Raw genomic sequence first — 11,345 nt, 5'->3', positions numbered from 1 at the left:
GCCGCGTCGATCTGCTCGGCCGCGTCCTCGAAGTTGAGCTTCGCGCGGTCGGACTTGCTGACAGGTGCCGATCGGCACCTGTCAGCAGCTTCGGAAGAACCGGGCCGTTATGCTGGACGACCGTCCAGCAACCCATCGGTTGATGGACGGCAGACCAAGGAGGAAGTGGTGGGAGAGGCCACGGTCGCAGAGCAGACCCGCGCAAGCATGAAGCGCACGGCACTCGCGCTGTTCACCGAACACGGCTATGGGGGAACGTCGATTGCGATGATCGCCACCGCCATGGGCCTGACCAAGGCCGCTGTCACCTACCACTTCCGCACGAAGGAAGACCTGCTCGCCGCAGTGGTGGCGCCGGCCTTCTCCGATCTGGACACCTTCTTCGCCGAGGTGGGCAGCGAACCTCTCAAACCCTCACGGCGACGCGAGGCGATCGCGGAGTACGTGCGTCTCATGGTCAAACACCGTGATCTGCTGGCCTTCGTCTCCAAGGAGGGAACGTACGAGACCCCGGACTCGATCGGACACCAGTGGTGGCGCATCAGTGAGACCGTGGAGCAGATCTTCGGGGGCGACAGAGCGGATCTGACGGAGCGAATCTACTTCCGGGCAGCTGTCCGCGGGCTCGCTCTGGCTCCTGGTTCCTTTCCGGAACTCGACGACGACATGTTGTACGAGCATTTGCTGCAGGCCACCCAGCGCATCTTCGCTCGCCCGCGCCGCCGTCGAGAAGCATGACCGCCTGAAGCGCCTGCGCCGGCAGGCGCCCGCTCATCGCGGTGCGGCGGGGCTCGGCGATGTCCTTCGTCTCGCCAGCCGACAACACATGCGGAGCGGATGGAGAGGGTGGGACGGGCTGGGGGATGCCGTCTTCTGGGTGGGGAAGACACCGTCCGGGACTGCGAGGCTTCCGCCTCGGAGCGGATACGAGAAGCCACCCGGTCGAGGCTGGAGAACGCCGGCGGCTCCAGCCGCTCCTTCTGCCGGACCAACTCCTCCAGCGCCACGTTCACCAGGTCCGCGAGATGCGCCTTCACCGGCGCCGCACCCTTCTACCGGTGACACGAACGTGTTAACTTAACGATCGTTCGATCAGTTCAGGCACGCAGCCACGGCTGCCGCCGCGTGTGAATCACCCGGCCCGGCGCATGCCCTGCCGTCGACAAGGAGCCCCAGGTGTCCGAGACCGCCGCGTCCTGCGCGCAGATCGCCCTGCGCGCCGCCGCCGACGGCGCGAACATCGTGCTGCTCGCCAAGACCGACACCCCCGACCCACGCCTTCCCGGCACGATCCACACCGCCGCGCAGGCGATCCGCGACGCGGGCGGCCAGGTGCTGGCCCACGTCGGCGACGTCCGCGACGAGCATCACGTCCGCGCGGCGGTCGCTGCCGCGGTGGAGCGGTTCGGCGGCATCGACGTGCTGGTCAACAACGCGTCCGCGATCGCTCTGCAGAACCCGGGCGAACTCCCGCTCAAGCGCTACGACCTGATGATGGACGTCAACGCGCGAGGCACGTTCACGCTGACCTCGCACGCGCTTCCGCACCTGCTGCGCTCCGGCAACGCGCACGTGCTCACCCTGTCGCCGCGGCTCTGCGACGACCGACGCTGGCTGCGCGCACACGCCCCGTACACCGTCAGCAAGTTCGCGATGACGATGATCACCCTCGGCGTCGCCGAGGAACACCGCGGCACCGCCCTGGCGGCCAACTGCCTGTGGCCGCGCACGGTCGTCGCCACGGCGGCGAGCGCGCTGACGCGCGGGAAGGAGGCTGTGCGCCGGGTCAGCCGGACACCGCAGATCATGGCCGATGCCGCCTGGGAGGTGCTCACCAGGCCGGCTGCCGACTGCACCGGGAACACCTTCGTGGACGAGGAGGTGCTCCGCGAGGCCGGCGTCACCGACTTCGCTCCCTACCGCGCCGACCCCGCGAGCTCCGAGCCGCTGGCCGTGGACATCTTCCTGGACTGATCACGCGGCGAGCGCGGCGCCCGGGACGGAGAACCGTCAGGGCGCCGCGCTCGACATGTCACCGCGCCGGCAGCCCGAGGGCGGCGACGCCACGCAGGCAGACCGGGCGGTCGACCATGGCGCCGTCCAGGCCGACGGCGCCGAATCCGCCGCGCTCCCCCTCCTCGGCCGCCTTGCCGAGGAAGCGCTCGCGGTTCCCGGGGGCGGACAGCATGGAGCGCAGGCGCGTCGTGGGCGTCACTTCTCTTCCTGCCCGACCGCGAACTCGGCGCGGATCGCCGCCGTGTGCTCGCCGAGCGCGGGCACCGCCCCCATGGCGGCGTCGCGGTCGCGGAAGGTGACGGGAGGCAGCAGCCCGCGCAGTGGGCCGACGGGGGTGTCCACACTGCGCCACCGGTCCCGGGCGGCCAACTGGGGGTGGTCGATGAACTCGGCCATGGTGCGCAGCCTCGCGTTGGCGATGCCGGCGGCCTCCAGCCGCTCCAGCGCCTGCTCGGTGGTCAGCCGGGAGAAGTGCTCCTCCAGGACGGCGGTGAGCTCGGTGTCGTGGGCGAACCGGGTGGGGTTGTCGGCGAAGCGCGGGTCGCGGATCAGGTCGGGCCGCTCCAGGACCTGCTCGCACAGGGCGACCCAGTCGCGGTCGCTCTGCACGGACAGGAACACCTGTCCCCCGTCACCGGCCGCATAGTGGCCGTAAGGCGAGATCGACGGATGGCGTGCCCCACTGCGGGTGAGCGGGGCATCGCCGTAGAGGGCGGTATAGAAGGGTTGTCCCAGCCACTCCCCCAAGGCGTCCAGCATCGTCACGTCGAAGGCGCTGCCCTGACCGGTGCGCTCGCGCTCGTACAAAGCGGCGAGAACGCCGCTGAGCGCGTACATCCCGGCGGCGATGTCGGCCATGGAGGCGCCTGCCCGAGCCGGCTGCTGCGGTGTGCCGGTCAGTGAGACCAGGCCCGTCTCGCACTGGACGAGCAGATCGAAGGCCTTCTTGTCACGGTAGGGCCCACGGTCCCCGTATCCCGATATGCCGGCCACGACCAGACGTGGCCGACGGGCGCGCAGCGCCTCCGCGCCGAGCCCGAGGCGTTCGGCCGCGCCCGGAGCGAGGTTCTGCACGAACACGTCGGCCTGGTCCAGGAGCCGGTCGAGCAGTGCGCGGTCGGCATCGGCCTTGAGGTCCAGGACGACGGACTCCTTGCCGCGGTTGCACCACACGAAGTAGGCGGACAGGCCCTTGGCCGCACGGTCGTAGTCACGGGCGAAATCGCCGCCAGGGCGCTCGACCTTGATGACGCGGGCGCCGAGATCGGCCAGCTGGCGGGTGGCGAAGGGAGCGGCCACGGCCTGCTCCAGGGAGACGACGGTGACTCCGTCGAGTGGCAGCACGGTTCTGCTCCTGTGAGTCCGGATGACGGCCGGGGACGCGAGCCGGGGGGATCGCGCCCTCGGCCATCTCGACGTCGGTGGCGGCGGCGAGGGCACGGGCGGAGTCGTCCGCGGCTCCCTTCGGCCTCCTGCGGATGCGGGAGAGGCAACCTCGACATTTTTCGAACATTCGTTAAGTTATGCTGCCCAAGGCGCGGTGTCCACCCGCGCGGCACGACCGTACCTACGATCGGAGTCGCAGGCAGCGATCGCGCCAACACCGACCGAGGATCCACCGATGCGCCCCTCCCGCCACAAGACCATCATCGAAGCCGCGCGCGCGGAGATCGTCGAGCGCGGCTACGCGGCCGTGTCGATCCGGGACATCGCCCAGCGCGCGGGCATGAGCATGTCGGCGCTGTACCACTACTACCCCGGCAAGCAGGCTCTCCTGATGGCGATCCTCGACGAGGGAGTGGACGCGTTCTTCACGGCCTGCCAGGAGGCACTCGCGGAGGCGGGCGACGACCCTGCCGAGCGCCTGGAGGCGCTGGTCACCGCCACGGTGCGGTTCCGTGCGGAGCACCCGGCCAAGAGCGCGATCACGTTGAGCGAGGAGCGCAGCCTGGAGCCGGGGAACCAGGAGCGCTACCAGCGCCGGCTGGGGGAGAGCACCCGGCTGTTCCAGGCGATCGTCGAGGACGGCGTCGCCGAGGGTCTGTTCAACACCCCTTATCCCGAGGACGCGCGACGCGCCATCATCGCGATGTGCAACGCGATCGGCCAGTGGTACCGAGCGGACGGGCCGCTGACCCTGGACGACCTCGCCGAGCGCTATGTCGCCCTGGCGCTCACCCTGGTCGAGTACCGGCCCCGCGCCGTGCGCCGCACCGCGAGGCCGAAGTCCTCCGGCTGACCGCCAGAGGTGAGGTCACCGGGTGGTCCACCGGTCCCGCAGCCGGTTCTCGAGGATCTTGCCCGCGGGAGAGACGGGCAGTTCGCCCACCACCCGCAGACCACGCAGCCGGGCGTAGGGCACGCCCCGCTCGGCGACGTGAGCCCGCAGCGCGTCCTCGTCGACCGCGGCACCGGGACGCGGGACGACGTAGGCGACGGGGATCTCGCCCACCCTCTCGGCCGGCACACCGACCACGGAGGCCTGCGCCACCGCAGGGTGCGCGCACCGGATCTCCTCCAGATGCTGCGGACAAACGTTGTAGCCCTTGCAGATGAGCATGTCCTTCGCTCGGCCCTCCAGGAAGAGGTAGCCGTCTTCGTCGAGACGCCCGAGGTCCCCGGTGCGCAGCCAGCCGTCGCGGAACTGCCGTGCCGAACGGCGGCGTGGGTTCGGTCGGGCCGGCCGGCCCGAGAGCCAGTCCCATGGTGGCCTCGGTCAGACCGTAGCCCTCGGTCACGCGGGCGGCCGGGAACAGGCCACGCAGACCCCCCAGGGTCACCCGGTCGATGGGTGCGGCACCGGAGTTGACCAGACGCACCGAGGAGAGGTCGCGCTGCACCGCCCCGGAGGCTGCGAGCAGCGCACGGAACATGGGCGGCGAGCCCACGACGGCGGTGGCCCGGTGACGGGCGACCAGGCCGAGGAACCGGTCCGGTTCGAAGCGGCCGCCGAGCACCACCGTCGCGCCCTGGAGCACCGAGACGCTGAGCGAGATCATCCCCATGGCATGGAAGAACGGTGCCACGGCGACGCTCAGACCCCGTCCCGGCTCCACGCTGTGGACACTCGCCGCCTCCGCGACGACGCCGAGTCCGAGTCCGCCCTCGGTGTCGAGCTCGGGAACGGCGCCCGAGCGCCGGCAGGCTGCCTGCAGGACGTTCGCGACGAGGTTGCGGTGCGGGACTCGAACCGCCTTCGAGCGTCCGGTGGTGCCGCCGGTGAAGGTCAGGTGGGCGAGGGCTTCGCCGTGGCGTGGCGACGGCACGGCAGGTTCCGGGCCGAGCAGTCCGCCGAAGGACGCCAGGCCCGAGGCGGGTGCCGGTCGGTGCCCACGCGCGGGCACGAGCACCGTCAGTCCGACCGTGGAAGCGTCGGCCTCCTCCAGGGCGGCGCGGCAGGCGGAGTCGGCGACGACTGCGATCGCCCGTACGTCTCGCAGCTGCTCGCGCAGCACCACGGCCGGCTGCGCCGGGTTGAGCGGGCAGACCACCGCTCCCGCCAGGACCGCTCCGCAGTAGGCGACGGGAAAGGCCAGGCTGTTCGTCAGCAGCGGCGCGGCGGTCTCGCCCTCGCGCACACCGCGTTCCCGCAGCCCGGCAGCGAACCGGCGCGACCGCTCGTACAACTGCCGTTAAGTCAGTGCCTGTTCGCCGGAGACGAAGGCCTCGCGGTCGCTGAAGCGCCGGGCGGATCCGGCCGGGACCGCGCCGATGCCGACGTCCGGGTACTGCGGGGAGGTCGGCAGGCCCTGGGGCCACGCTGCCGCCATGTGATCACTCCTTGCCCGGGCCCGCGGGCGTGAATGCCCCCGAAGGCAGCAAACTGATCGAATGACCGAACGGTTACGGGGCTCGTGAGGCACCGCGCCAGTGGGCGACTCCCATGGACTCCCCCGGGCCGCGGGCTGCGCGGTCGTCCTCAAGCCTGCATTCGATCGAGACCGCCCTGGATGCGAACGTGCTCGCCGGGGCAGCACACGGAGCCGGCCTGCCGTCGGGCGCGTCGTCCCGTACCGCGCGGACGGCGTTCATCGAGGAGGCCAAGCGGCAACCTGACGTGCTGTTCTGCCGAGTCATGCGCTTGTGGGTCACTGAAGTGACCTGTCGCAGCGAAGTCAGTCGGACCCGGATCATGTTGACCTGTGGGGACTGGAGGGGGTGAGACGGCTGCGGGTCGGCCCGGCGGCCGGCAGGCTGACGGGGTCGCAGTGAACACGGTGTTGGCTTCATGCCCAGGATGTCGCCCAGGAAGAACCGGTCGTGTGATTACCTTCCATTACATGAACGGTCGGCAGCCTCTGACTGGCGAGTTGGAGCCCGGGGAGCCGGTGAGAGGCCCTGAGCGCCCGCGTGGCCACAAGATCACTTCACCGCGGATGGCTCAGGAACCTTCAAGGTCAACTTCGACGGTTCCCGTCTGACCCTTCACCCCGATGACCTTCCGGGGACAGCACTCCATACTTCCTCAACTCCAGCCCTCTATGCGCGCGCCCTCGCGGCATGCGACAGACGAGGAGCAGGATCTCGGGCACGAAGCCCGTGTCGGTCCTGGCACCACGAGGCGCGGACACGGCAGAAGCCCCGTGCCGCACATCTGCAGCAAATTCACCCATACGGCCGATGCGTACTTTCATGGACCACGGAGTCGCTCCCGCCGGCTTGGTACTTCAGCAGTAGGGCCCGAGCCCACGAGCGTCCACACAGGCCGAGCACATCCGCGGACACGCCGCGATGCTTGGAATAGTTCCGACAACCGCACGACCGACACCGGGAGCAATCAGGACCGCCTGCTGCACTCCACGTGACCTTCGCAGCCGCAAGGTCGATACTGCCGACAGTAGTACTGCGGTCCCGACGTCATGGAGCACCCGCTTTCGGCCGCCGTGGACAGCAGAGGCCGAAGGCCGAGTCCGACACATCCTGAACAGCACCAGAGCGCCACCCAGAGGCCCGTCTGCCAGTCCGATCAGGAGATACCGATGAAGATGTTGATCAACGTCCCGGAGACCGTGGTGGCGGATGCGCTGCGGGGGATGGCGGCCGCGTACCCGGATCTGACGGTGGACGTGGAGAACCGGATCGTCGTGCGGCGGGACGCGCCTGTGGAGGGGCAGGTGGGGCTGGTGTCGGGCGGGGGGTCGGGGCATGAGCCGTTGCACGGGGGGTTCGTCGGGCCGGGGATGCTGTCGGCGGCGTGTCCGGGTGAGGTGTTCACCTCGCCGGTGCCGGATCAGATGGCGCGGGCCGCGGCGGCCGTGGACAGCGGGGCCGGGGTGCTGTTCATCGTGAAGAACTACACCGGTGACGTGCTGAACTTCGACATGGCGGCGGAGCTGGCCGAGGACGAGGGCATACAGGTCGGCAAGGTGCTGGTCAACGACGACGTGGCGGTGACCGACAGCCTGTTCACCGCCGGGCGGCGCGGCACGGGGGCGACCCTGTTCGTGGAGAAGATCGCCGGGGCCGCGGCCGCCGAGGGGCAGCCGTTGGAGCGCGTCGAGGCGATCGGGCGCAAGGTGAACGAGAACTCGCGCAGCTTCGGTGTCGCGCTGAGCGCCGTCACCACCCCGGCCAAGGGTTCCCCGACCTTCGATCTGCCGCCCGGCGAGCTGGAGTTGGGCATCGGCATCCACGGTGAGCCCGGCCGCGAGCGGCGCCCGATGATGACCTCCGGGGAGATCGCCGACTTCGCGGTGAACGCCATCCTGGAGGACATGCCGCCGCGCAGCCCCGTACTGCTCCTGGTCAACGGCATGGGCGGCACCCCGCTCCTTGAACTCTTCGGGTTCAACGCCGAGGTGCAGCGCGTGCTCTCGGAGCGCGGTGTGGCGGTGGCCCGTACCCTCGTCGGCAACTACGTCACCTCCCTCGACATGGCGGGTGCCTCCGTGACCCTCTGCCAGGCCGACGAGGAGCTGCTGCGGCTGTGGGACGCGCCGGTGAAGACCCCGGCACTGCGCTGGGGAGTGTGACCCGCACGTCCCGCGCGTCCGGTGACCCGACCCGCCCGTTCAAGGAGGCCCTGTGCTCGACGCCGATTTCTTCCGCCGCTGGATGACGGCGGCCGCCTCGTCCATCGACCAGGAGGCGAGCCGGCTCACCGCCCTCGACTCGGCCATCGGTGACGCCGACCACGGCAGCAACATGCAGCGCGGCTTCACGGCCGTGGTCACCGAGCTGGAGAAGGAGGCGCCGGACACCCCGGGCGGGGTGCTGACGCTGGCCGGACGCAAGCTGATATCGACGGTCGGCGGCGCCTCCGGACCGCTCTACGGCACGCTGCTGCGCCGGGCGGGCAAGGCGCTCGGCGACGATGCCGAGGTGAGTGAGGCGCAGCTCGCCGAGGCGCTCAGGGCCGGGGTGGACGGGGTACGCGCCCTCGGTGGCGCGGCACCCGGCGACAAGACCATGCTCGACGCCCTGATCCCGGCCGTGGACGCGCTCGGCGACGGTTTCGCGGCCGCGCGCGCGGCGGCCGAGGAGGGCGCGGTGGCCACCACTCCCCTGCTCGCCCGCAAGGGGCGGGCCAGTTATCTGGGTGAGCGCAGCATCGGCCACCAGGACCCGGGCGCCACATCCTCGGCCCTGCTGATCGCGGCGCTCGCCGAGACGGCGGAGGTGTCCGGTGAGTGAGGGAAAGCTGGTCGGGATCGTGCTGGTGTCGCACAGCGCCGGGGTCGCGGAGTCGGTCGCGGAGCTGGCGAAGGGGCTCGCGGGCGGGGCCGAGTCGGTGCCCGTCGCGGCGGCGGGCGGTACGGAGGGCGGCGGGCTCGGGACGAGCGCCGAGCTGATCGGCGCCGCTGCCGCCGCCGTGGACCAGGGCGCCGGGGTCGCCGTCCTCACCGACCTCGGCAGCGCGGTGCTCACGGTGAAGGCGCTCCTCGCGGAGGGCGACGAACTCCCCGAGAACACCCGCCTGGTGGACGCCCCGTTCCTCGAAGGCGCGGTGGCCGCGGTGGTGACGGCGGGAACGGGCGCCACCCTGGACGCGGTGGCGGCGGCGGCCGAGGAGGCGTACGGCTACCGGAAGGTGTGAGAGCCACACACATGGCCGTACGACACCTCACGCGCGGTCCGGTACGACACAGTCCGGGGCCACATGGTCCGGCACGACATGGTGCGGTGCCACATGGTCCGGCGCCACATAGCCCGGGGCCACATAGTCCGGCGCCACATGGTCCGGTACGACACCTCGCGCACGGTCCGGTACAGCGCCTCGCACACCCACCCCGGCGTCCCCTCACCCCGCGTGCCGGACAAGACGCCGGGCCAGCCGCTCCCCCAGGGCCACCGCCTCCCCGTGGTCCTCGACGGACCGCACCCCCGTGTTCCGGAACACGACGTAGGTGACGCCCGAACGTGCGCCCCCGTAGCGGGGGTTGGGGTCGATGCCCAGGGCGCGGGCGGTGGCGTAGGACGCCTCGCCGATGACGTCGCGGGGGCCGGTGTCGCCGACGACGGCGTACACGACGCGGTCGCGGTAGAGCACGGCGGCGACCGAGCCGCCCCGGATGCCGTGGGCGCGGAGGTCGCAGCGGGGGCCGGCGGGCGGGACGACGATGTACGGCAGTTTCTCGGCGTTCGGCATCCGGCCGTCGGACTGCCGGAAGGCGGTGGCCGGGGCGAAGGTGGGGTCGGCGCGGCGGTTGCAGTGGGCGGTGGGCCGTCCGTCGCAGTCGATGTCCAGGTCCGCCTTCCAGTGGACCGCCTCGCGGGTGCCGCAGATCCTGACCCGCGCCGGGGCGCCGGCGTCCTCGCGGTACCGGCCGCGTGAGATCTGGTCGCATCCGCTGACCGCGCGCCGCAGTTGGGCGGCGCTCACCGGGCCCCGCTCGCGGAACACGACGCGCTTCGGGTACGGCACGGACGCGGTGGCGGGATACGCGGTCGGGGCAAGGAGGGCAACGCCTGTGGCGGCCAGCGTCAGCGTCCGGACACGCACTCTGTGGACCCTTTCGTGGGGGACGTTCCGGCCCACCATGCACAATCGGGCTGCGTACGGGCGTGCTCGGCCGCCCGGTTGGGGCCGGATGGAGCAGCGTCCCGACACTCGGCGGGAAACCGGCGGGGGCCGGGGTCCGAGCCTCGATCGGCTCGCCCCGGCCGCCCGCGTCGGCGCGGCTCCGGCGACGACAGCGTGTCCGCGCCCCAGCGAACTCCACCCTTTTCCGGGAGAGTTCAGCCCCAGGGTGACCACAGCATACGTAACTCCGTCACGCGCCCACCACCGCGCCCCCTTGCCGTGATCGCTCCCGCCCGGCATATTGGTCCGGACCTTTGCCGTGACGCCGTCCCCCCGGGAGGCAGCACCGTGCGATGCGTTCCCGCCCGTTCCCTCCGCGCCCTCCGCCTTCTCCGCCCTCTCTTGATCTGCGTGGCGCTCCTGCCGGCCCTCGCCTGCGGCCGGACGGACGGCGGTGCCGGCGACGACGGCCGGACACCGGGCGCCCCGACGGGGGTCACGGCCATCGCGGGAAGCGCCACCAGCGTGCACGTCATGTGGAACGCCTTGGCGGAGCGCGCCGGTGTACACACCTACGAGGTGTATCGCGGCACCACAAAGGTCATGGAAGTGCCTGGTTCGCAGCACATGGTGGACGTCACCAGGCTCAAACCGTCCACCCTGTACGTCTTCACCGTGCGGGCGCGGGACACCGACGGCCGCACCGGTCCGGCGAGCCGCGCGGTCCGGGCGCGGACACCGGCCGAGGCGGCTGCCGACAAGGCGCCACCGACCCGGCCGGGGCACCTGGCGGGGCGTCCGGTCGGCAGCAGGGCGGTGCGGCTGTCCTGGTCGGCGGCGCGGGACGACCGGGGTGTGCGGTCGTACGCCGTCCTCCAGGGCGGCACCGAGATCCACACGGTGGCCGGGGAGCGGACCCAGGCCGTGGTCACGGGCCTGCGGCCGGGCACCCGGTACGCGTTCACCGTCCGGGCCCGGGACGCGGCGGGCAACCTCTCGCGCGCGAGCACCCCGGTCCGGCTGACCACCCCCGGCACCGACGACGGCCGGGGCACCGCCCCGACGGAGTTCACCGCCACGACGCACCGGTCCGGCGACGCGTACTACATCGACCTGGCCTGGAACCCGCCCCGCGTCGACGGGGTGATCACCGAGTACGACATCCGGCTGGACGGGAAGACCGCCACCTCGCTGGTGTGGGGCGGCGAGCCGCCGCGCGGCCGGGCGCGCTACAGCTTCTACGCCGGGCGGGAGGCGGGGACGGGGTACCGGGTACGGCTGCGGGCGAGGCTGCCGGACGGCACCTGGGGCGGGCTGTCGGCGGAGCGGACGGTGACGACCGGCGCGAAGGGCTGACCGTCCGCGA

Annotated in this window: 12 protein-coding genes and 1 pseudogene; 7 read left to right on the top strand and 6 right to left on the bottom strand. The window is 71.6% G+C overall.

Annotation, left to right across the window (positions count from 1 at the left end):
- Together AB0898_RS26015 and AB0898_RS26010 are read left to right on the top strand one after the other, a co-directional pair.
- Window positions 1-738, top strand: a 738-nt coding sequence (locus tag AB0898_RS26015; protein WP_366805405.1) for a TetR/AcrR family transcriptional regulator, incomplete at its 5' end; no start/stop codon positions are given.
- A 438-nt stretch (window positions 739-1,176) separates the two neighbouring features.
- Complete coding sequence (locus AB0898_RS26010) at window positions 1,177-1,974, top strand: SDR family oxidoreductase (RefSeq protein WP_366805404.1); 798 nt, start codon at window positions 1,177-1,179, stop codon at window positions 1,972-1,974.
- Window positions 1,975-2,032: 58 nt separating this feature from the next.
- Here the strand turns inward: AB0898_RS26010 and AB0898_RS26005 are convergent, their stop codons facing one another.
- Both AB0898_RS26005 and AB0898_RS26000 read right to left on the bottom strand, forming a co-directional pair.
- Window positions 2,033-2,215 (bottom strand): hypothetical protein, encoded by a 183-nt coding sequence (locus AB0898_RS26005; RefSeq protein ID WP_366805403.1) that lies wholly within the window; start codon window positions 2,213-2,215, stop codon window positions 2,033-2,035.
- Window positions 2,212-3,360, bottom strand: coding sequence for a CaiB/BaiF CoA-transferase family protein (locus tag AB0898_RS26000; RefSeq protein WP_366805402.1), 1,149 nt, complete (start codon window positions 3,358-3,360; stop codon window positions 2,212-2,214). Before AB0898_RS26000 ends, AB0898_RS26005 begins: the two co-directional genes overlap by 4 nt.
- Window positions 3,361-3,637: 277 nt before the next feature.
- Between AB0898_RS26000 and AB0898_RS25995 the strand changes: the two genes are divergently transcribed.
- Window positions 3,638-4,255 carry a TetR/AcrR family transcriptional regulator gene (locus tag AB0898_RS25995; protein ID WP_366805401.1) on the top strand — a complete coding sequence of 206 codons (618 nt, stop codon included), beginning with the start codon at window positions 3,638-3,640 and terminating at the stop codon, window positions 4,253-4,255.
- A gap of 15 nt (window positions 4,256-4,270) precedes the next feature.
- On the opposite strand, the gene AB0898_RS25990 is transcribed toward AB0898_RS25995, so the two are convergent.
- From AB0898_RS25990 to AB0898_RS25980, 3 genes and pseudogenes are all read right to left on the bottom strand, one after another.
- Window positions 4,271-4,576, bottom strand: coding sequence for an AMP-binding enzyme (locus AB0898_RS25990; RefSeq protein ID WP_366805400.1), 306 nt, complete (start codon window positions 4,574-4,576; stop codon window positions 4,271-4,273).
- A gap of 139 nt (window positions 4,577-4,715) precedes the next feature.
- Window positions 4,716-5,594 (bottom strand): annotated as a pseudogene (locus AB0898_RS25985) (AMP-binding protein); the annotation flags it as partial.
- Window positions 5,595-5,648: 54 nt separating this feature from the next.
- Window positions 5,649-5,786, bottom strand: coding sequence for a hypothetical protein (locus AB0898_RS25980; RefSeq protein ID WP_366805399.1), 138 nt, complete (start codon window positions 5,784-5,786; stop codon window positions 5,649-5,651).
- Window positions 5,787-6,995: 1,209 nt separating this feature from the next.
- Between AB0898_RS25980 and dhaK the strand changes: the two genes are divergently transcribed.
- Genes dhaK through AB0898_RS25965 form a run of 3 tightly spaced genes read left to right on the top strand, consistent with a single transcriptional unit; the run spans window position 6,996 to window position 9,052 of the window.
- Window positions 6,996-7,988, top strand: a complete 993-nt coding sequence (dhaK, locus tag AB0898_RS25975) for a dihydroxyacetone kinase subunit DhaK (RefSeq protein WP_366805397.1) — start codon at window positions 6,996-6,998, stop codon at window positions 7,986-7,988.
- A gap of 52 nt (window positions 7,989-8,040) precedes the next feature.
- Window positions 8,041-8,649 carry a dihydroxyacetone kinase subunit DhaL gene (gene dhaL, locus AB0898_RS25970; protein WP_366805396.1) on the top strand — a complete coding sequence of 203 codons (609 nt, stop codon included), beginning with the start codon at window positions 8,041-8,043 and terminating at the stop codon, window positions 8,647-8,649.
- Window positions 8,642-9,052, top strand: coding sequence for a PTS fructose transporter subunit IIA (locus tag AB0898_RS25965; RefSeq protein WP_366805395.1), 411 nt, complete (start codon window positions 8,642-8,644; stop codon window positions 9,050-9,052). The genes dhaL and AB0898_RS25965 overlap by 8 nt, the downstream gene beginning before the upstream one ends.
- A 204-nt stretch (window positions 9,053-9,256) precedes the next feature.
- On the opposite strand, the gene AB0898_RS25960 is transcribed toward AB0898_RS25965, so the two are convergent.
- Window positions 9,257-9,958: a glycoside hydrolase family 75 protein gene (locus AB0898_RS25960; RefSeq protein ID WP_366805394.1), complete on the bottom strand. Its 702-nt coding sequence runs from the start codon at window positions 9,956-9,958 to the stop codon at window positions 9,257-9,259.
- Between the two features lie 426 nt (window positions 9,959-10,384).
- On the opposite strand from AB0898_RS25960, the gene AB0898_RS25955 reads away from it, so the two are divergent.
- Window positions 10,385-11,335 (top strand): fibronectin type III domain-containing protein, encoded by a 951-nt coding sequence (locus AB0898_RS25955; protein WP_407078408.1) that lies wholly within the window; start codon window positions 10,385-10,387, stop codon window positions 11,333-11,335.
- The last annotated feature ends 10 nt before the right edge of the window (window positions 11,336-11,345 follow it).

The organism is Streptomyces sp. NPDC005435, assembly GCF_040703155.1.
Taxonomy (GTDB): domain Bacteria; phylum Actinomycetota; class Actinomycetes; order Streptomycetales; family Streptomycetaceae; genus Streptomyces.
Note: the sequence above shows the minus strand (reverse complement) of the source record. Positions and strands in the feature narration are given on the sequence as shown.